Source organism: Psychroserpens sp. (genome assembly GCF_036960315.1).
Classification (GTDB): Bacteria; Bacteroidota; Bacteroidia; order Flavobacteriales; family Flavobacteriaceae; genus Psychroserpens.
Genome location: NZ_JBALVR010000004.1, coordinates 365,940 through 388,484, shown reverse-complemented (window position 1 = coordinate 388,484; position 22,545 = coordinate 365,940). Strand labels below are relative to the sequence as shown.

Sequence of the window (22,545 nt, the reverse complement as noted above, 5' to 3'; positions counted from 1 at the left end):
GCGTACCAACCGAGCACAAAAGCTACGGTGGTTTAGTATACGGACAGTCCAGTCAAAATAAATGATTACCACACTGTTTATAACATTAACCTGATGCATCACCTTTAAAACTATGCATTATGAAAACTGTTAGTATTAATTTACAAGAGGGCAAAATTAAATCCTCTCAAGACGTACCCATCCATGCCATCATTCCCCTTGATACGGTATTTGTGGATATGACAACTTATCTCAATGGCAATCATTTTGGTGTTTTGATACAATTGCAGCACCATCAAACCATTACCACACTACAATTAACAGATGTCACTCCTTATGTTCTGTTATACTTTGATGCGGCCTTACATTATAAAGGCGCCGCCTATAGTATAAAAAGCGGCACTGGTCCTTTTACGATACATACGCCCTACAAGACCCTTCTTTTTGTACGGCTCCCGCATGATTTAAAATTGAACCAAATACAAAAATTAAGCTATGACGCACATTGAATTTATTTATGACTCTGTTTTATTAAAAGGATTAATTCTTAAAAGAGAACGATTTTATATCGAAGTGCAGTTAATAAGCCCTTTCGAAGCTTGGGAAAACTATACTATGATTTCAGGTAGGTGCAGAATGACCCCTAATCATTTACTAACGGAACGCGGAGATGAAACTATAAGGCGATTACTCATTGAAAGTTATAAAAAATTTAAAATACTTTATGAAAGTTTTGATCGCATAAGTACCGATTATACAAACTATAAGGCAGAATTAATTTCAGTAAACGAAATTTCTGATATTGAAATTAGAAGTAACATTAAAAAAAAATTAGAAGATTGGTTTTTTAATGCACTATTTACTTCGAGTATAACTGGAGTCATAGCTACCAATAGTGATAGAGCCCATATTTTTGAACTCCTCGAAAACAATGTCATAGAGCGAGACCTCAGAAGATACAGAAGAACTAAAGATCCCATATATGAGTATTTAAGAATCGTGTAATAAATAACATTACAAAGCCTTTAACACCCTATAAATTTCAACCATAGCCAAGGCGTCTAATTTGCAGTAGGCTAATAGGGCCTGTGTATTAAACTTTTGATATGTTGTTTCATTGTTAAAGCCTAATAAGCGTCCAAGCTAATTATAAAGATTAGGGAAGCGGTATTTTGGAATTATATCCTTAACATTTGTTTTTTTTTTAAGCATAGCCGCTAATCAAATAACTCTTTAATGATAAAAAAGGAAATCAAAAGGTTAGGAATTATCCTTAGAAGAATGATCATCCTGTGATTTAGCAGAATCGCCACCAAAAGAGAGGATGTCTATGACTGGTGTTGGTAATGCTGCTGCTGGAACTTTAGCTGCTGGTGCTCTAAAAGCACTTTTAACTAAAGAGTCAAACAAATCGGCTACAAAGGGAGACTTAGCGCAATGATTAGAAAAATTAAATGGCAGATATCATTTAATTAAAAATATGCAACCTCATTTGAAAGGTGAGTATCCTTATTTTGATTTGGTTGCGGGTGTGGTTGTTTATTTGTAAAATTTAATTTTTTATTTTCCTTAGCCATCGTAAAAAATATGGTCTATCATTATTAGTTGGTTGCTCATACCATTCTGAACAAATAAAATACTCACTTCCCTTAATCTTTACTTTACCAGCCCAGTATCTGTCAATATTATTTGGATCGGAATTAAGAGCTTTTTTTAATAGTGGATATTGTATATGAAAGTGTTCTCTAGAATAATCAGCGCGCTGTAAATTTCTTATTTCAGAATCAGATAGAAGGTTTTGGCTAATTAAAACCGTTAATTCTCTTTTAACCAACTTTCCAATCCTCTCATAATTTGGCTCACTTGAAGGTGCGATATTCGATTTTTGCTTTTGCTCGTTGCCTTTTGCAATTCTAAGTATAGAAATTTTAGTGTCTGGGTTATGCCTATTTAGTTGAATGATATCTCCTACTTTTCTACCTATCAAAGCCTTTGCTATGGCTGAAGTGTTTTTTATACATTGAATCCCTGATTCATTTTTAGAAGAATCAATATGATCTTCAACTATTTGAAATTTTACGATTTTACTTTTTGACAAATAACTAATTTTCACAATACTATTAAGACCTACATCATCATTATTATTATTATTATTATTATTATTATTAGTGTTAGAGTTTTCTGAATCCTTTGACACTGGTTCATCAAAGTTTAAGTTAACTTGTTTTTCTATTGTAGGATTTACAACGGATTTTATCTTTAGCGTTGGTTTATTAATTTTCTTTAAAACGATTGGTGTATAGTTGTCTTTAGTTAAAGTTTTTATGCCTAGTTCCTTTAAATAATTATAGGTTCCATCATAAAATTCATTAGGCCTTGTATGATCAATGTCAGACCCTTCTGGAATAAAAATAACCATCCCTTGGCGTGCTCTGGTTAAAAGTACTCTATAAGCATTCTTCAAATACTGCTTTATAATCTCTTTATTAATATTTTGCCATTTTGATCCTTTAAACTTTTGATAATTCCATTCATTGTTATTAATAAAAAAGTCAGCTCCCCAGGTTAAACATACCCAATCAATTTCCAAGCCTTGTATATCAAATTCTGTTGCAACAACTTCCAAAAAATAAGATGATCTTACATCTTCCTTTCCATCTAAAAACCAATTTGAAGCAGAAATTTCATTCTTAACATCTATCCCAAAAGAGCGAAGTCTTCTTGCGCCAGAAGATCCAACTACTCCTGTGCGTTCTGTGCCTTTAGCCATACCACGTAACCAGTTTTTTGCAATTTCAAGATCTCTTGTCATTACAATTGGAAAATCTTCTTTTATTTGATCAAATAAATTTTTAGCAGATTCAAAATTTATTTCTAATAATTCATGAATAAAATTTGACAATTGTTCAGAACGAAAAGACCTTATAGAAACACCCAAATGCAAATCTTGCTCACTTATTCCATCGTTTTTTAGCCATGTTTTAAATGACTCATTCGTGATATAATTATTGTTTTCAATTACAAGATTTGAATAATGAACATCCCAATCTCCATAATGATCTTTGATTGCCTCTATCCAGGCTTCTAGTCCAGCTTCTCCTGTATTAATCTCTTGACCTCCTCCTATTAAACAAATAATGGTACACCAATCCTCATGTCTATTCATTACATCAATCAAAAATTCAGGTTCCGACATGTTAAAATCTGCAATTCCTTTCTTAACTTTCATAAAGGCTGTTGCTTTTTCGTTTGTCCAGGCACGTTGTGCCTCATCAAATACAACAACCTTTTCTACAGGCGCTTTTTCTGATATAAGATTATCATCTCTAAAATGATGAATATTCTGTATAAAAGCATTTGCTTTAATTGCTGCCTGTTTTTTAGTAATAGAATCCCCTTTTTCTTTAGTTGTTAAAACCTCATCTCTTACTAAAGCCTCTCTTAAAACTTCAACCAAGGGCCCATTACCCGAAAGAAAAACGGCATGTTCATCCTTATCAGATTTCATGCGTTCGACAGCTATATTTAATCCTGCTAATGTTTTTCCAGCACCAGGAACACCTGTTATGAAACAAATGGACTTTTTCTCGTAGGTTTTGGAATGATCAATAATTTCATTTAAACAATCAGCTGTTTTAGATAAATTTATCGCTCCAGAATCCGATCTTGAAATTTCTTGCACATTATGACCTTTATATAAAGCCTGTGCAGCTTCAACTATAGTTGGTGTAGGTTTATAAATAGAAGTCTCCCAATACCGTACATCCACATTTTCTCCATTCGAATTAGCAACAACGTCATTAAGATACCTTCCTAAATTAGTACCGTTTGTTTTTGCTGCAGTTAAATAGCTCTCAATATCATGTTGATTATTATCAATAACCTCAGCATTTGTTGAAACAATTACAGGAATTAGTTTAGCATGATGACTTCCTTCATGAAAATTTCTTAAATCTAAAGTGTAATCTATCACTTGTTCTATGGCGTGATTACCATAAGTTCCATCACCCACTTTAAACTCAATAACAAAGACAATGTCCTTAATAATAAGAATAACATCAACCCGTTTTCCCATTCTAGGAATGGCAAATTCAAAATATAGTTGCCCTTTTTCAAAATGTTTTAATTGGTCTTTTAATATTTGTATTTGACCAATCCAAGCGTTGCGTTGCAGTTCTTCTAATGCAAATGAATGGTATAAGTTTAATTCACCCAATATTTTAGACGAATCATCTTTAATGAAGTCTCGAATGCTGTTAGAATAGTAAGCTCTTTTCATGGAATAAAAATTTATTTTCTCTTCAATTCATCTAAGGTTTTTCCATCTTTATCTTTCCATTTAGTCCAGCCATTGGTAGAACGACCTAAAACAGTTGCAGCTGCTGCACTTGGTGAGTTAAATATATAATCTTGTTGAAACACATAAAAATTATTTTCCTCCTTTAGTATGTCTTCTTCCAATAAGCGATTACGTAAAACTCCAATCCATTTATTCATACTTTTAGTTTCTTCAATACTAGATGTCCCTCCTTTGTATACCAAAAAACCATCATCCGTCAATTCTCCTATGGCTGAAGCAATTCTACCTTTGCAGTAAAGCAATTCTTTTGGGCTTTTTGCTTTTCGTTTTTCTTTAAAAATAGGACGCCTCATTTGAAAGGTGAATATCCGTATTTTGATTTGGTAAAGGGTGTGGTTGTTTATTTGAAATCTAACCCAAGATGATTTAATCACACTCCATTTACGATCATTAATAGTACTCCTTTATATAAGCATAGGCCCTTTCGAATAAAATTTGGTCCTTATGCAGCTTATATTTTAGCAAAGCTTTTCTTAATGATTTTTGAACTTCACGTTCTCCAGAACTTGTTTTTTGCCACCCTGGAAAGCGCACGACTCTCACAATGGCATCAATATCTTCTACAATGCGTTCTACCACTGCTGGTGTTGCATCATCTTTTAGTTCAATGAATAATTCTGTAAGTGCTGCTTTTGGTGTTTTTTCGATAAGGAGTTCCTCTAATTCTTTTTCTGCTTCTACTGTTTCCTTTGCCAATTTACACAGCTCTTTTACAAACTCTATAGAAGTGATTAATCCTTGTTCTGCTTTATCTCTCAACGCTTCTAAACGTTCACTTAAGGATTTGAATTTTGGATCACCAGCATGTTTTTTAAAGCGTTTTATTAAAAGTTTTTCTAGTTTTTTAGCACCTGCAGGATCTGGATTGTTAAAAATATTTTCAATCACATCTGCATCTAATATAAATTCATCTAAATGATGAACTTCACCAACATGAATGTTTTCATGTATAAGTTTTGTCGTTTCAGCTCCTAATGAAAACCATAGTAGTTTTCCAACGTTATCTGCAGCTGGTCTTACGGATTCAAATACTTGAGATAACCATTTGTAATCTTCTTGATATAAATTTAAGATGTTATCTGGTGAAAGTGATTCCCAAATTTTAGATAGGTATTTGTAATCTTTAGCAAATGCATCTTTTTTATCATTATTACCAATAGCATTTTGTGCCGCTTCTAAGCCTTCAAAACCGTCTATTGTTCTATCTACTCCATTAAAATGTAATAAGGTTTCTTTCATTGCTTTTGGTAGCTTATCTCTTAACTCTGATAAGTTTGATATCACCGTTTTGATACTTTCTTCATCAAACTGTAATGCTTTAGCAGCATCATCAAAGACACCAAAATAATCTACTATACGACCAAATGATTTATTAGGATACAAACGATTTGTTCTACAAATGGCTTGCAATAAGGTATGGTCTTTTATGGATTTATCTAAATACATGGTTTGTAAAATAGGTGCATCAAAACCAGTTAATAGTTTTGCAGTTACTATTATGAATTGCAAATCTGATAAAGCATCATTAAATTCATCTACTATTTTTTCTTGCTGACTTTTATCAATTCCCCATTTTTGTTTAAAGTCTAATGGATCATTGTTTGAAGTAGAAAAGACAACACGACTCGCTTCGTCTGGAAAATATTTATCGAGTTCTTCTTTGTACTGAACACAAGCATATCTGTCTGGTGTTACAATCATTGCTTTAAAACCATGAGGTGCCACTTTTTCTTTGAAATGCGTAGCGATATCCTCTACAATTTTAGCCACACGTTCTGGTGATTTTAAAAAAGCAGACATTTTAGCTGATTTCTTATTTAGAGCATCTGCTTCTTCATCAGTTAGGGCTGCACTTTCTTTAAATTCTGCAAAGGCTTTGTCTATCGTTTCTTTATCTACATGTACATCTACTAAGCGTGGTTCAAAATGTAATGGTAAAGTGGCATTATCTCTTATAGAATCATGAAAGGTATAACGCGACATATAACCACCTTCATCTTCTTCTGCCCCAAAGGCCCAAAACGTATTTTTATCCGCTTTGTTTACGGGTGTTCCTGTTAAACCAAATAGAAATGCATTTGGTAAAGCCGCTCGCATTTGACGCCCTAAATCGCCTTCTTGTGTTCTATGTGCTTCATCTACCAATACAATGATATTATCTCTAGTATTCATGTTAGGTTTTGCATCCCTAAACTTAAAAATCGTAGAAATGATAATTTTTCTGGTATCTCGTTCTAAAAGGGTTTGTAACTCACTTATACTATCTGTAGTTTCAACATTGGATATATCGGCTGCATTAAAGGTTCCTGTGATTTGAGTATCTAAATCCGTTCTATCAACTAAGACAATTACGGTTGGACTTTTTAAGTCTTTTTCTTTTCTTAATTTTTGAGCAGCAAACACCATTAATAATGATTTACCAGAACCTTGAAAATGCCAAATCAAACCTTTCTTAATCTTTCCTTCTTTAACACGTGCTACAATTTTATTTGCTCCTTCGTATTGCTGGAATCTCGGAATTACCTTAATGCGTTGCTTCTTTTTATTAGTAGTAAATAAAGAAAAGTTTTGAAGTATATCTAGTAAACGTTTTGGATGTAATAAGTCTGACAACTCCTTACCTACTTCACCTAAGCCTAAACGCTTTGCAATAGCATCTTCGTCATTTTCTAAACGCCAAGGTGCCCAAAATTCTAGAGGTGTTCTAACAGCGCCATAATAGAGTTCTTTACCTTCTGTTGCAAAGGATAAAATATTAGGCACAAATAATTGAGAAACTGCATTTTCATAAATATCATGTACCTCATGAGCACCATCTAACCAACTTACAGATGGACGTATAGGAGTTTTAGCTTCTCCAATAACTACAGGGATTCCATTAATGAATAATACCACATCTGGTATTTTGGTTTCCCGATGATGAATACGAAACTGCGTTGTAGCAATAAAACTATTATTATTTAGCTCCTCGAAATCTATTAATCTAACTGGAACATGTCTATTATTTTCTCCAAAAGGCATGGTTTTATCTCCTTGTAACCATTTAAAGAATTCTTCATTAGCACGAACCAAACCAACTTGATGCACTGAAATTAAAATAGCACGTAGTTTATAAATCACCTCATCTGCAAACTCAGGGTTTTGATTTATCTCTGGATTTAAACGAATTAAAGCTGATTTCAATTCTGTCTCAATTAACACTTCGCTTACACTACGTTGTAACTCTTGTGGTGATTTGTATATCCAAAAACCACTATACAATGATGTATCTTCTGAAACTTCATTGGTGTTTAAATTAACTCCAGTCAATTGTTTTATGATGTAGTTTTCTACACTGTTTAGTTCGTTAAATCCCATTTATTGTTCTTATTTAAGCCTCGTTTCTTTTTATTTTACCATTCGTCTTCTTCAACTATTTCTTCTACTTTACTTGAAAGTTTATAGTATGCTTTAAATATATCTAGACTCGGTTTCAGCATATTAAATTCAGGTATATCGGCTAACTCTTCATCAATAATATCAAACACTTTATAGTTGGCAATAACAATACATTTTTTTATGGCTCGTGTAATTGCAACGTTTAATCGGTTTGGACTGTAAAAGAAATCAAGTCTTCGTTTAGATTCTAAAGGATGAGAATTTGCCATGCTGTAAAGAATATAATCTCTTTCTTGTCCTTGCATTCTGTCAACCGTATCAATAAATAATGACTCTGTATCTTCTGTGTCAATACTACCGACAACTTTATTTAGTGCTTTTTTAATTTCTCTTACCTGAGCTCTATATGGCGTCATAATTCCGATATCCTTGTAATCAACTCCACTGGCAACGATATCATTGACTATTTCTGCAACAATGTCTGCTTCATGAGGCGATCTACCTTGAGCATCAAATTCTTTATGTAGATATAATACTTTTGAATCCAGATGATTAATTACCTCCGAAAATTCGTTGCTTACTATATTTGTATTTGAGGTTGGTAATGGACGAGCTGAGTATAACGCATTATTATAAAATAACATGTTGGGTATTCGAATTAATTTTTCATTTAGCCTATAAGATGTATTTAATAACGATTTGTAGTTGGGGTATAATCTAACTAATCTACTAAATATTGATTCAGAAAACATAGAAGCGCCTGTTCCTGAAGGCATAATTGGATCAAGCTGTTGGTGATCACCAACAAAAATAAACTTATCTGATTTAGACATTACAGATACCGCCAATGGAATACTCATTTGTGCCGCTTCATCTATTAAAGCCACATCAAATTCCCAATTATTTAATCTTTTTGATGCTGGATAACACATCGAATATGGTGTGCCTCCTATTGCTATTCCTTCCTTACTTACATGAGTATTATTATGGTACCTATCCATAGGCAATCTTCTCAATCTTGTTAAATAATCATTATGGATAATTTCAGCTGCTTGATATTTTTCTCCAATCTTAACTACTTTAGTTTTGTCTTTTACCTCTTCAGCTATTGCATTTAAACAATTATTAATAGCCGTATGTGTGGGCGCTGTTATAAATACTTTTTTACCTGCGTCGATTAGAATTTTAGCAATATGAGCGATGGTTTTTGTTTTTCCTGTACCAGGAGGACCTTGTATTAAATGAAAGTTAGCGGCGCAAATAGATTTTTTTACTGCGGTATTTTGAGAATCATTTAATTGTGAATACTGAAATGTTGTACCACTCTGATTTTCTATTTCACCACTCAGTAATTGCTCGATTTTATTAAGACGATCATTATCATTCTCTAAATTACCAGCCGTAGCAGATAATAATTTTAGTGTAATCGCAGTTTTTACAACATTAATTTCCCAATGATTTGGATTGTAATTTTCTGAATCTAAATAGCAGGTCTTTACATCAAAATCGTTTGGTGCCAATATAAAATTATCAATAGTGTCTTCAATAATTTCTAATTTGAAACGGTGGCCTCCATTACTTAGAATTACCTGTGCACCTTCTCTAAATTTAGAAATGTTATTCTCGCAGTGAATCTTAGCGGAACGGATAAATTTATGAGGATACTCTAACCTAGGACACCATTGATTAGGTGCATGATCATAAAAATCAAATTCAACTCTAAGATTATGCATGGTTACACCTTTTGCAACACGTTCGTCCAGAGGTAAACTTATTTGTTCTTCATAAGCCTCATCGTCTTTTTGTTGTTGAATTTGTAAGGCCTCTCTAAACTCGGTTAGTACTGACATATTTATATTTTATGATTGATTGAATTTAAAATAATGGCTACTTCTTTCTGCATATTTACAAGATTTACTCTATGATACTCATCGTAATTTTCATGTAACACAATTAAGTTCATTGAGGATATTGGCATATCGTATTCGGTTTCCAATATGTATTTGTACATATTTTGCTGTAAAGCATATTTATAGTAACTCGAGTTATCTACGTGACTTAACTCTGAGGTTGCAGAACCGAAACCATATTTTTTAGGATGCCCATCTACAACTAGTTTTTTACTTCGTTTCCAGTCTACTATTAAATACTCTTCTTTATTTGGCTTCTTGAATAAAGCATCTACTGTACCTGCAACATTAAATGCTTCTAAAAGAATCTTTTTTTCCGCCTCAACAAATTCAAATCCTTTAGCCACCACAATTTCTTCGTAAAATTGTTTAAACATGGTAAACTCTTTTGAATTTGCATCATAAGGTTCTCCTTTTAAAAAAAACTCAATTTGCTCGTGCATAAAAGTTCCTTTCTCTGCAGCCTCATCTCTATTTTTAAGGAATTCTTCTAATACATCTTCTTCAGTACGTTCTTCTCTTTTGGCTTTGGTTTCAATAAAACGATCCATATCAAATGGAAAAAAACGGTCAATAATAGTAGTTACCGATATATAATCAGCATTACCGGTTGTGTCTTTAGGATGATGGTATTTATGGGTTTCATCTTCAAAAGCAATATTCTCCTGAAGTGTCGTCGACTTATATTTTTTGGTTCTATTCAGATTATCTTCAATGGTATCAATATCATCTATCTCAACCTCAATTCTAGTCGATACTGCTTGCTTCCCAAATTTTTCAATTCCTAAATATTTCTCTCTGTAATTTTCTTTTTGCCAACGAACTGCTTGCTGGTAATCCCACTGAGATTCAGAAGCACAGTTAGATAATTGCTCTAAGTCATACTTACGAATAGAATTCAATACATCCTTAATTAAGGCAATACATTGCTGCTCTTGAAGATGCACTTGCTGCTCTGTGAATTTAATAACCATCCAACCACTTTCTGTAAAAAACAAATCTCTGGTATCATCTTTTTCTTGTTCATGGGTAGGGAAACGATAATAACCATCATAGGGCTCGTCTATTTCAATATCTATATACAGGTTTAGTGCTTTATCAAATAGTACTATATCTGGTTCATAAGGTCTATTATAAAACGGAATGGATAGGTGCACATTGGTGGCTGCTTCTATATCAGGAATACCGGCTACTATAGCTTCATAAAAATCTTGTTCTTTATACCCTTTACCCATGGCTCTTCCTTTTCTAGGAAGTTTCAGAAATGCCCCTTCTTTAGGCATTTTCACTACAGGATATTCATAAACTTCACCTTGTTCAAAAAACTGATTGGGATTGAAATTTATTTTTAAATCACCTGTTTGTTCTGGGTTCTTTTTTGATATTATTTTTTCAGTAGTATGCTCATCAATTACAACCGTATTTGTTTTTCTTCCTTTAGAAACTCTCTTGGTTTTAACAACAGGCTCTATGGCGATGGAAGGACGAGATACCTTAATATTTGCGTATTGCTCTTTTTTTGAAGTTTTTCGTTTTACAGTATTAACTTTAAGAAGTTTTGCTTTTTTTACTTTCCACTCGGTTTTTATTCTGGTAAAGAATATGCTTTTCTGTTCTTTAGATAATTTTGCAGGTGAGCTTACCTTATATTCATCGAGCATCGCTAGGAAAAATTCCTTGTAAGCTTTTTGTAATAAAGATAATTTACGCTTGGCCATACCTGCTAAATCAATTTGTTTTTTTGTTTTTTGAATTTTTACTAATTTCTAATGCATCCACTTTTAGATTAAAAGCATTTTGAACTTGCCCTTCAATAGCTAACTCTTCTATTTCTATATTAGCTAGGGCTGCTATTAAATTTGTGTCTTTTTTATTTTTCATAGCATACTTTTTTAAAACACCTGATTAATTAAACTCTTTTGTAAGGCTTTGGAACTTGAGATTTTGAATTTTGTTAAATCTCTTGAATTTTTAAGTTCCTTAATTAAATTTTTTAGCTCAAGTTGTTTTTCCATGCTTGGCAAATAAATTTTCATGTTTAATAAATCGTCTTTTAAAATTCCTTTTATAGTAGTTCCTCTTAAAAAAGGCGCTAGTCTACTCTGAAATACGGCAGAATTTAATTGATATACTAAAAAATCAATATTTACTTTAGAATGATCGATAATCAATCCAGTAACATCTTGACTAAATGAAATGTCACAAATATTTATAGCAAATTTACCAACACCAACTCTAGTGCCAGCAATGATGTTACCTTTAGGTAAAACTTTAGCAGCAGAATTTAATACTGCATCATTGGTTATTAATTTCTCTCCAATTTCTATGTAGTCATCTTCTATTATTTTTGTAGTTAACCAAGGGATTGTACCGTTAGAATAAAACTCTTGAACTTTAGTGTTAGGTGTTCCACCTGATAAGCTATTTAAAATAGCTGTTTTTAATGCACAATAAGTTTTACTAGCAAAAATTTGTTTTTCATTTACTATTAAATTTAAAACTATATTATCCAATAATTGAGTGCCTTTTTCAATCACCTCATCCATCGCCCAAAGTAATTCAGCAAGCTTGGCTTGTTGGTCTTTTGGTGGTAGTAGGAATTCTTGTTTAGCTAAAGCTTTCCAATTTATTGTTGGTGATAACGAGCCAACAGATATTTCTATTGCTCGTTGCCAAAATTGTTCTGACAACAAAAAGAAAGGTAAAAATTCGGGCAATACATTTTCAGCTTTTGGCCTTAAAACCATAGAATGTGCTGATACAACAGCATCAAATGGTGCAATAGAAACACGTTTTAAATAGGCATTTCGTTTTGCAAAAATGATATCGTTTTTATAAATCTTTAGTTTATCACCTATTAATGATTCTGTTTCTCCAAAACGTTTTACATGTAAAGACCCAGAGTCTAAATGTTTTAATCCAATATAATGTTCTAAACCTGATTCTTGAGGTTTTACTTTTTCAACTATATTATCTACCAAATCAGAAAATTTCCATTTTTTCCATTTGGTTCTATCCAATTTACTATCGATTGCTTTTCCTAAATCTATATTCATTATAAAATCTCAAATAATTGGTTCATTGCTTTTTTTAAATCCTTAGAGGATTTTTTCCAGTCTTCCATGGCTTCTTGCGGTTTTAAAATAATCTCTCCATCCATATCCTTTATGTACAATGGGATATTTAAGCTACCATCTTTTTTAATTATTTCATCAATGGTTGCAACGTAAGTAAACCCTTCTTCAGTTTTGAAATTTTGGTAAGCGTTATGCATCTTATCAATATGCTCTGGCAATAAATAACTTATTGTTTTCTCTCTTTTTAACTCATTTCTACCATCAATAAAAAGTACTTTCCCTTTTCTTTCAGCTGGTTTGTTATTATTTGTAATTAATAAGCAAGATTCCATTATAGAATTATAAAACAGGTTTTTACCTAAAGCAATTACACATTCTACTAAATCTTCTTCAATCATCTTCTTACGCATTTCTCTTTCAGAATCTCTAAACAAAACGCCATAAGGCCATAAAACGCATGAGCGTCCATTATTCCCATCTAAACTTTTTTGTATGTGTTGCTGAAAGGCATAATCTGCACAACCTTGTGGTGGTGTTCCCCAAAGATTACGTCCAAAAGGATCGTTTGTAAATGCTTTTTGGTCCCAAGATTTTATAGAGTATGGTGGATTTGCCAGAATTACATTAAAGGTTTTTAAAGTATCGTTTTCTAAAAAGGCAGGTTGTGCCAGCGTATCACCACGTACAATGCTAAACTCTTCGATACCATGCATAAACATATTCATACGTGCTATGGCAGAGGTAATGAGGTTTATTTCTTGTCCGTATAATTTTAGAGTTCTGTATTCCTTACCTTCATCACGTAGATGCAAGGCGCAGTTTAAGAGTAAACCACCAGAGCCACAGGTTGGATCGTATACACTTTCTCCTGGTTGTGGGTCCATAATCATGGTCATTAGTTTTACAACCGTTCTATTGGTATAAAACTCTGCTGCGGTATGTCCAGAATCATCTGCAAACTCTTTTATTAAATACTCGTAAGCGTTACCTAATTGGTCGTCTGGTACGTTTTCTAAATTTAGTTTATGTTGCGAATAATGCTCTATAAGGTTGGTTAAGGTTTCATCGCTTAACCTGTTTTTATTGGTCCACGAAGCATCACCAAATATACCATAAAGTGTTTCTGGATTTGCTTTTTCAATAGCACGCATCGCGTCTTGAATTGCTATACCAACATTTGTTGTGGTTTCACGTACGGTTTGCCAATGTGCGTTTTCTGGCACTATAAAATGGTGGTTTTCGGCAAAGGCTGCGTACTCTAAATCGCCATCACTTTCTTCTAATCCTTTGGTAAACTCTTCATCGTACACATCGCAAATACGTTTAAAAAACAATAACGGAAATATGTATTGTTTATAATCGCCTGCATCAATAGTACCACGTAAAGCGGTTGCGGCACCCCAAAGGTATTTTTCTAGGTTTTGTTGGGTCATGTTAAGTCTTCCATTTTACTCATTATACTTTTCTTAATTTCATTTACATTATTATCAGACCAATTACTTTTAATGAACCTGAATCTATTTGGAAACACATTTTCCAATTTTTGTCCTAAAAAATCACAAAGTGCTAATCTGTTTTTCGGTGCTTTATTTTCGTCTCTAATTATCTGGATTAGCAAAATCTTTATCTTAGGGTTTTCTTCTAGATAAGGCCAAACTTTTGCAACATTAGTATTAGGATGTTTTTGACCTTTTTCTACTTCAAGAAGAACAAATAGATTATCTTTTTTAAAATAGAAATCTACATTTCCCCATTTATCCAGTTTCAATTCATTTGGTTCAAATTGGATTCCAAGTTTATTAGCAATAAAAAGATTCTCTTCTGTTACTTTTGGCATATTTAAATAAACTCTTTTAAAATAGTTTTAAACTTTTGTTCTGCTTTTTGACTTGCTTTCCAAGCTACTTTTAAATCGGAAACCGCTTCTTCAACACTTGGCAAATTATCTTCAATAATTTTTTCAACATATAAAGGAATGTTTAAGTTGAAATCGTTTTCTTCAATATCACTCATTGAAGCTACTTTGACATAGTTTTCGACATCTTTATTCTCATTATACCAATTGAACAATTGAGTTATATGTTCTGTTTCTAAATAGTTTTGCGCACGCCCAACTCTAACTTGGTCAGAGCCATCAATGAATAGGACTTTATCTTTTTTAGAAGCTTCTTTGTTTTGCTTAAACACCATTACACAAGCTGCTAATTGTGTTCCGTAGAAAATATTTGGCCCTAAGCCAATAACAGCTTCTAACATATCTTGTTCTAGCAATTCTTTTCGTATTCTACCTTCAGCTCCTTTTCTGAACAAAGCACCATGAGGTAAAACTACAGTCATACTTCCTGTGCTATTCATAGATTTAATCATATGCTGAACCCAAGCCATATCACCATTACCTTTAGGTGGTACTCCTGCTATATTTCTTCCAAACGGATCGTTTGCCCAATTTTCGGCTCCCCATTCTTTAAGTGAAAAAGGTGGATTCGCAATCACACAATCAAATGTTTTTAAACCATCTGCTGCGAAAAAAGCTGGCTGCCTCAATGTATCGCCTCGAGCTATTTCAAAATCTTCAATACCATGTAAGAACATGTTCATTCTGGCTATAGAGCTAGAGGTCAGGTTTTTTTCTTGTCCAAATAATTTAAGGGTTCTATAATCTTCTTTATTATGTTTTAGATGGTCTACACATTCCAACAACATTCCACCTGTTCCACAGGCAGGGTCGTAAATAGTTTCGCCTTCATGAGGGTCCAATATTAACCCTAGTAAATGCACTACAGATCGTGGTGTATAGAATTCACCTGCTTTTTTGTTGGTTAAATCTGCAAAGTGCTTAATTAGGTATTCATAGGCATTACCCAACATATCTGGATCAACTAAAGAATTTGATAGCGCATATTGAGAGAAATGCTCTATCAAATCAGTCATTAACCGATCTGATAATTTATTCTTGTTACTCCATTGCGCATCACCAAAAATACCATAGAGTAATTCTTGGTTGGCTTGTTCTATTCCACGAAGTGCTTTTTCGATAGCGAGTCCAACATTAGTAGTTGTTTCTCTAACGTCTTTCCAGTGACAACCTTCTGGAATTTCGAACCGGTGAAATTCTGGTAATGAGGCATATTCAACATCTCCATCTGACTCTTCTAGAGCTGTTTTGTATTCTTCATCATAAACATCAGACAGACGTTTAAAAAAAAGTAACGGAAATATATAGACTTTGAAATCTGAAGCATCTACAGGTCCTTTTAGAATCCAAGCTGCTTTGGATAGGTATTGTTCTAGTTGGGATAAGGTTAGTTTTTCTTTATTCATTAATTATTCTATGAGTTTTTTAACTCGTTTTTTTGGTTCGTTTATTCTATTATCTATGTATTCTTCTATTTCACCAGTAATAATATCAGTTTCTTTTAAACTATGTTTAGTTATTATATGTGGTGGAATAAAAACATTATCTGTTCCATCTTCTGTTTGTAAAAATGCGAAACCTTTGTTTGGGTTCAAATTAATTACCTCTCCTTTTTTTATAATACTCTGAGTTGTAGTTGCAGCATTAGTATTAACTTCTATCCAATTTTCAGTTCTAGGATTGCCATCAATATAAATTTTAAACCAAACAATAACGTCTAATAATTGAAATAACACACTTTGTATTAAATAAGATGTATTTAACGTCTTTACATGTTGATCTATAGTAGATCTATGCGATCCATTCTGAGTTATATTTAAAATATTCCACAACATAGCTGAAATTTGTTCTGGAATATGTGTTTCCTCCAAATGTTGATACCCTTTTTCGGTAAACAATTCACCTTTATGATTTTTACCTGATAAAAACTTACTACTTTCATTAATAGCTATTGATGGTGTAATAAATTCATTTGGCAATAATTGAAATTTATTGAAGGCTATAAAAACATCTTCAACAATTTTTCTTAACGTGTTGAATTGATTTTCTGTAGTTAAGCTATCAATATTTAATAACAAACCTAGTAAATCTCTTCCTGCAGCCTCACCAATATATTTCTCTCGACAAACCTCAAAAACTCTTTGATATATGTGACGTACTTGTGTATCTGCATGTTTATCAGCTTCTACTTTAATTGCCTGAAATAATGCTTTATTATCTTTACTTTTAATAAAGATTTTTTCGTCTGCCAACATTTCTCTTGCACTAGCATATGCGTCTTGATCAAAATATCCTGAAAAAATAAAATAGGGTATTTTTTTTCTGTTTGATAAAGCATTAATAGTCTTAATGGAATTGAATAAACCTGTTAAAGCTGCTTTTTCATCTTCTGATTCATTGAATACCATAGCATCCAGAATAACAGCATCATAATCTTCTATTGTTGAAGTTAATTCTTCCATACCATGCTTAGAGGTTTTACAATAATTGATATCCAAACCGTTCAAGAAAGCTGAATCTAAAAAACCATCTTGCTTTTCAGCATCATCATCTATCCATAATACTTGATATCTATTCATATTAAAGTGTTTCTAAGTTAAATTGAAATTTAAAACCTACAGGGAATTCACTTTCTGGTTCATCAAAAACTTCTAGGTTACAATTAAAATGTTTTGCTATTTCTGCAACTTTCCAAAGTCCAATTCCTGTACCAGCTGTTAATCCTGCTTTTTCTCCTTTTACATCAAAATTTTCTGCGATACCTTTTGGAAATGGTTTTCCATTATTAACGAAATTAATTTCTAAAAAGTCATCTATATAAGCTATTGAAATTCTAAAAATATAGGATTTGCTTTTATTCACAAAGCCATGATTAATGGCGTTTTCTAAAATATTATTATATATTTCTTCAAAATCATTTTTAGAAATACTAATTAAAGGGTTTTGTTCTTGAAACGTGGCCTTTTCAACAATAATCTCTATAGAAAACAAATCATTTTGCAGTCCTCTTTCCTTGCATTCCTTTATGAACTTAACAGAATCAATTATTTCAGCCTCATCATATCTTAATTCATTGGTAATATTATCTACATAATAAATTACTTTACCTAAACTTTCTTGTAAACGTAAAAAACGTTTTTCTACTGTAACACCGCGTCTTGGATCAATGACTTCATCAGACTTTAAAATACCATTATTTAACTCCATCATGGTAATTAACACATCTGTAGAAGCCTTTACATTATTAAGATGCTGCATAATATTATGCTTTTTAGAACCCAAATCTTTCATTTGAGCCTCCTTAAGTTTGGCTATCTCTTTTTCAAAACCTAGATCTTTTGCAACAGATTGAAATCGAACTTCTCGTTCTTTTTCAAATATTTCCTTTTGCTCATTTAATGGTGGAACAAAAATTTGGACATTTAATAAATCCTGACGATTAATAGTAGACATACCAGTCCCTTTTCTATAATTATCTAATTGAAATTGAACATAATCTTTATGCAACTCTGCTATAAGATAATCTATATCGATTTGCTTAAAATCTACTTTGAAGGAAAAAATCACAGTGGACGAAAAAGCTATTTTATCACTACTACTTTTATGATAAGTAGGTTTTAATTTGTTTCCCAATCTAGAAATCAAAAGTATATCATCTTCCAACAATCTATAATCTAGCCGGAAATCTCCTTTTTCTAAGATACTAGAGTCAAGAAAAAAAGAATCCTGATTTGAAGCCAAATCTTTTATACTTAATCTTTTATAAGAAACATCTGGATCTAATCTCGTCGGTCTTGCATACTCTAAGATATCTCCTAGATTAACAGCTTTACTTAAATCTATTTTATCTAACTCCGCAATACCAACATATCTAACTGGTGTTAACAGATAATCCGTATTTCTAATTTCGGATATATCAACAGACTTGTTAAATCCAATTTTTTCTGAATATCTTAAATCATTTTCTTGCCAAGAATTAAACAATTTAGATATCTCCAAAATGTCTTTATCAACAAGTAGTCGTTGAGATCTATTTATCATTTTCCCTATGCTAGAGGCATCAATAAACAGAACTTCACCCTTATTAGACTTATTTTTATTTAAAAGCCATATACTTGCTGGAATACTAGTATTGGAAAATAATTGTGAAGGCAAACTGATAATTGATTCAATCAAATCAGCTTCAATTATATTTTTACGTATTTCAGCCTCTTTCCCGCCTGTAGCTAAAGAACTATTATTTAATAAGACCGCAGATTTCCCATTTTCATTTAAATGAAAAAGAGCATGCTGTATCCATGCAAAATTAGCATTACTTTTTGGTGGTAACCCATACTCAAATCTAGGATCATATTGGATTTGATCTGTTAACCAATTTCTCCCACTAAATGGAGGATGCATGACTATATAATCTACCTTTAAATTAGGAAACTGATCTTCTGTCAAAGTACTTTTTGCTTCACTAAATTGGATGCTATCATCTTGATTAAATGCAAATCTTAATTTTGCTAATGCTAGAGTAGATTGGTTTTGCTCTTGACCGTAAAACTGAAATTCTCCTTTAGGATAATTGTCTGTGACTTTTTGGAAAAAGCCACCAGTACCACAAGCTGAATCCAATATAGAACCCCTTGCAGGATTTAATAACTCAATCATTAATTGAGAAACAGATAATGGAGTAGTGAAATCGTTTCCTTTTTTTCCTTCGTTATTAGCAAAATCTATAATTAGACTCTCTATAATAATTGAAAAATCTATAGATTCCTTAATAAATCCAAAATCAGTTATGCCATAGAAAAGAGATTTAATAAGCTCAACATCTTCTTTCGTTTTAAATTTATTATTAAAATCAAAAACACTAAATGTATTCTCTACTTGATAATTCTCATATTCTAATGAAGAAAAAGCTATTTGCAGAAAATCTAAAAAATTAGAGGCCGATATAATTTTATATAGATAATTCCACTGAGCTTCTCTAGGAACTTTTATTGAACTATCTTCATTTTCACTAAATTTATCATTAGCATATTTTAAAAAAATCAGAGAAATAAATAGTTCTTTTAAATCGTGCATATCCCTATGCCCACGAACATTGTTTAAAACCTCCAAAAACCTATTATTCCAAAATCTACTAACGTATTCTCTCATCGACTAAAATTTAATTAAGCATTTCAATTATTTTTCAAATGTACTTTGCAATTATGCACTCATTCTGCATAGTTGTATTGATTGCTCATTAATTTTATTTTAGTTATAATTTCAACTCTTACTTCCTTAGGTGAAATCACTTCAATATCTTCTCCAAACGAGAAAATTAATTGATATAATTCATTATTAGGTATTACCTCTATACTTATCACCCTTCCAGTATGATCCGACTTATCTAATTTCTGTGAACCATGTAAAGGTTTTGTTAACACATAATTTATACGCTTTTCTGAAAACTTTAAATGTATTTTTTCTAACTTCCCTTCTTCTGGTTTTGTCACACCAATGATATCATCAAAATAATCCAACCAATTAATAGTACTAGTCGCAAAATTTGCATTCAATTCTTCAATACTATTTATTCTATCTAAAGGGTAATTAGAAATCGTCTTATATTCCTCATTAAAACAAAACAAAAACCAACGATTATTAAATTGTTTCACATGATACGGAGAAATTATCACATTAAATTGAGGTTTCCCGTAAGGCTCATAACTTAACTGTATTTGTTTACGCTTTAATATGAGATTAAACAAAGTACCAATGTGCTCCCGACCTTTTAAATCTATATTCTCTTGATAACTTATAGCACCATTCTCCCCACTAGCGACTAAATCAAACGCTTGTTCCATACGAGGAATCAATTCCTCTAACCAATTAAATTCTTCTCGATGTTTATATCTGGAGAGTATTGCTAACGTCGTTTCAAGTTGTTCTGAATCATTAACATTCAATGGGTGGTTTGCTATAGAAAAGTTTTTGTTTAAATAACGAAATGCTTTTTTTCTTCCAATTTTCAGATCTTCATTAAATTCAATTGCCCATCCCGAATCAGATTTCATATGCTCGATATCGTACTGAAGTTGACGGCGTTTTACTCCTTCAGCCCCTAAATCATAAAGCACCAAATTAATTTCAAGTAAAAGTCCTTCATAGTCATATAACCTATGAAAGTTGCTAAAGCAACGATCTAGTATTGTATATCGTATTTGTGCATGCCGATTGGTTGCCATTAGCTTAAAAAATTATAAGGGAGTATTTTAATAAGTATTTATAAAATTAGTAATAATAATCGTAATAAAAACGTTTGAAGCGCCTGATTTTACTAATATTTTTAACATGTATATGTTTTGCATAAATAACACTTATTTTCTATCGAAAAGACTACGAAAGCTGATGAAATAATCGTGTTTTAAATTATTGGCTACACTATGATTTATGTTTATTTCTAATTTAAATACTTTCTCAACCATCGCTGAACGTATTCATCATTGCGCGAATACCCCTGTGTTGTTATTGCAAAAGAATATCTGTTTTTTTGAAATTCAAATCCCCAAGTCCATCGATTCAATCCTGAATGATCTTTAATAATATATGCTTCCATTATTAGATTTTACTTTTAATTGTATACAACGGTTTGTATATGAAAAGTAGCGGCTTTTTGGCTACGGATTTATCGGATTTACGATTGTTTATTAAAAGTAAGACTTCATTCTCTTAACCATCTAAGCTATGTTTTATACACGTTGTTGCCAGCAGTGTTTTCCTCACAGTTTGTCCGTTAGAAATTCCGTTATTTTGTCATTCCGTTTTTGGATTAATCCTCTTGTCCAAATTAGATTTTCCTTTGTCATTTCAGCGATTTCTCTTTGCTGATTAGATTTTGTATAACTATCTCTTTTGTCCGGAAAAGGTTTGTTACCAACTGAACAATTATGTGATTTTGATAGCAAGAGGTAATTCCCTAAACAATCGATAAATTGTGTCCTAAATTCTTCATCGTAAACGTCATATCCATTTTTAGGGTTTTCAGTTTGTGGTGCAATGTGTTCCAATTCTGGACTTTCGACTGCATCAAATCTTGTTTGAGCATATCCATTTTTTCCATTCGATTCAAGATGGTTTTCGTATTTCCACAATAGAAATTTAGCTGTTGAATGATTTACAGCACCTTGAATTGATTTTTCAAATGCGTTATCATTCCAATAAGACCACCACCAATTTTCGGAAGGAACTGTTTTTATAAAATCTACTCTTTCAATAATCGGTTCTATGCTTTTAGTTTCTTTGGTAAATGTTTTATAAACTCCGTCAAGTCTTGATGTAATATCTGCTCTTGTACCAATCAATCTTTGTCTAATAACTAAAGACTCCAAACTCGCACATAATTTCTCAATATTCTCTTTACCAACATTGAATGAATAAGCTTTAATAATAAATGGAATTGCAATTCCAAAACCTCCAAGCGTAATTAAAGAATGTATCTGCAAACTTTCTTTCTCGTCTTTACCAAAAAAGTTAGTTAAGTGTTCAAAACTCGTTGAAAGAGAATACGAAAATTGTTTAATGAAAGAGATTGAGCCTTTTTCGTCAAGCAGTTTATTAATTTTCTCAAGAGCATTATTTTCCCAAAGTGAATTGAAATAAACACGCATTGTGTAAACTAAAACATCATCTTCGTTTATATTATATTCAATCGATGAAATCGATTTATATATTTTCTCAAATCTGTTTTTTATTTCTTCAATCAATTCTTCCTTTTCTTCATCTCCGTAAAGATGAATGTAAAACATAAATTGAGCTTTTATAATTTCTAAATTTGATGGCTTTTTACCTCTATTGTTTTGGAAAATAAACATTTGGATTGCTTCAGATTCGTCTTTTACTGGATGAGTTGTACAAGATGAAGATTGCAATGTTCCCAACATTTTGGTTAAA

General features: G+C 32.1%; 18 protein-coding genes. 2 read left to right on the top strand and 16 right to left on the bottom strand.

Annotation, left to right across the window (positions count from 1 at the left end):
* Nucleotides 1-119 precede the first annotated feature (119 nt).
* A complete protein-coding gene (locus tag V7719_RS09730) occupies nucleotides 120-488 on the top strand; it encodes a hypothetical protein (protein WP_335729703.1) in 369 nt (122 codons plus the stop codon).
* Nucleotides 475-984 carry a hypothetical protein gene (locus V7719_RS09725; protein WP_335729702.1) on the top strand — a complete coding sequence of 170 codons (510 nt, stop codon included), beginning with the start codon at nucleotides 475-477 and terminating at the stop codon, nucleotides 982-984. The genes V7719_RS09730 and V7719_RS09725 overlap by 14 nt, the downstream gene beginning before the upstream one ends.
* A 255-nt stretch (nucleotides 985-1,239) precedes the next feature.
* On the opposite strand, the gene V7719_RS09720 is transcribed toward V7719_RS09725, so the two are convergent.
* From V7719_RS09720 to V7719_RS09645, 16 genes are all read right to left on the bottom strand, one after another.
* Nucleotides 1,240-1,389: a hypothetical protein gene (locus V7719_RS09720; RefSeq protein ID WP_335729701.1), complete on the bottom strand. Its 150-nt coding sequence runs from the start codon at nucleotides 1,387-1,389 to the stop codon at nucleotides 1,240-1,242.
* A 142-nt stretch (nucleotides 1,390-1,531) separates the two neighbouring features.
* Complete coding sequence (locus V7719_RS09715) at nucleotides 1,532-4,258, bottom strand: DNA/RNA helicase domain-containing protein (RefSeq protein ID WP_335729700.1); 2,727 nt, start codon at nucleotides 4,256-4,258, stop codon at nucleotides 1,532-1,534.
* Between the two features lie 11 nt (nucleotides 4,259-4,269).
* Complete coding sequence (locus V7719_RS09710; protein WP_335729699.1) at nucleotides 4,270-4,632, bottom strand: DUF4357 domain-containing protein; 363 nt, start codon at nucleotides 4,630-4,632, stop codon at nucleotides 4,270-4,272.
* Between the two features lie 97 nt (nucleotides 4,633-4,729).
* Entirely contained in the window at nucleotides 4,730-7,696 is a 2,967-nt protein-coding gene (locus V7719_RS09705; protein WP_335729698.1) for a type I restriction endonuclease subunit R, read from the bottom strand.
* 35 nt (nucleotides 7,697-7,731) lie between these two features.
* Entirely contained in the window at nucleotides 7,732-9,567 is a 1,836-nt protein-coding gene (locus V7719_RS09700; protein WP_335729697.1) for a DEAD/DEAH box helicase, read from the bottom strand.
* Between the two features lie 2 nt (nucleotides 9,568-9,569).
* Nucleotides 9,570-11,345 carry a hypothetical protein gene (locus tag V7719_RS09695; RefSeq protein ID WP_335729696.1) on the bottom strand — a complete coding sequence of 592 codons (1,776 nt, stop codon included), beginning with the start codon at nucleotides 11,343-11,345 and terminating at the stop codon, nucleotides 9,570-9,572.
* A gap of 10 nt (nucleotides 11,346-11,355) precedes the next feature.
* Nucleotides 11,356-11,508 (bottom strand): hypothetical protein, encoded by a 153-nt coding sequence (locus V7719_RS09690; RefSeq protein WP_335729695.1) that lies wholly within the window; start codon nucleotides 11,506-11,508, stop codon nucleotides 11,356-11,358.
* Nucleotides 11,509-11,519: 11 nt separating this feature from the next.
* Nucleotides 11,520-12,683 (bottom strand): restriction endonuclease subunit S, encoded by a 1,164-nt coding sequence (locus V7719_RS09685; protein ID WP_335729694.1) that lies wholly within the window; start codon nucleotides 12,681-12,683, stop codon nucleotides 11,520-11,522.
* Entirely contained in the window at nucleotides 12,683-14,137 is a 1,455-nt protein-coding gene (locus V7719_RS09680; protein ID WP_335729693.1) for a type I restriction-modification system subunit M, read from the bottom strand. The genes V7719_RS09685 and V7719_RS09680 overlap by 1 nt, the downstream gene beginning before the upstream one ends.
* A complete protein-coding gene (locus V7719_RS09675) occupies nucleotides 14,134-14,541 on the bottom strand; it encodes a hypothetical protein (RefSeq protein ID WP_335729692.1) in 408 nt (135 codons plus the stop codon). Before V7719_RS09675 ends, V7719_RS09680 begins: the two co-directional genes overlap by 4 nt.
* A gap of 2 nt (nucleotides 14,542-14,543) precedes the next feature.
* On the bottom strand, nucleotides 14,544-16,025 hold the full coding sequence (locus V7719_RS09670) for a type I restriction-modification system subunit M (protein ID WP_335729691.1): 1,482 nt from the start codon (nucleotides 16,023-16,025) through the stop codon (nucleotides 14,544-14,546).
* Between the two features lie 3 nt (nucleotides 16,026-16,028).
* Nucleotides 16,029-17,198 (bottom strand): hypothetical protein, encoded by a 1,170-nt coding sequence (locus tag V7719_RS09665; RefSeq protein ID WP_335729690.1) that lies wholly within the window; start codon nucleotides 17,196-17,198, stop codon nucleotides 16,029-16,031.
* Between the two features lies 1 nt (nucleotide 17,199).
* Nucleotides 17,200-19,767, bottom strand: a complete 2,568-nt coding sequence (locus V7719_RS09660; protein ID WP_335729689.1) for an N-6 DNA methylase — start codon at nucleotides 19,765-19,767, stop codon at nucleotides 17,200-17,202.
* Nucleotides 19,768-19,826: 59 nt separating this feature from the next.
* Nucleotides 19,827-20,840: a helix-turn-helix transcriptional regulator gene (locus V7719_RS09655; protein WP_335729688.1), complete on the bottom strand. Its 1,014-nt coding sequence runs from the start codon at nucleotides 20,838-20,840 to the stop codon at nucleotides 19,827-19,829.
* Nucleotides 20,841-21,055: 215 nt separating this feature from the next.
* Entirely contained in the window at nucleotides 21,056-21,211 is a 156-nt protein-coding gene (locus V7719_RS09650) for a hypothetical protein (protein ID WP_335729687.1), read from the bottom strand.
* Between the two features lie 163 nt (nucleotides 21,212-21,374).
* The coding region (locus V7719_RS09645) for an HNH endonuclease family protein (protein WP_335729686.1) at nucleotides 21,375-22,545 on the bottom strand (1,171 nt) is incomplete at its 5' end.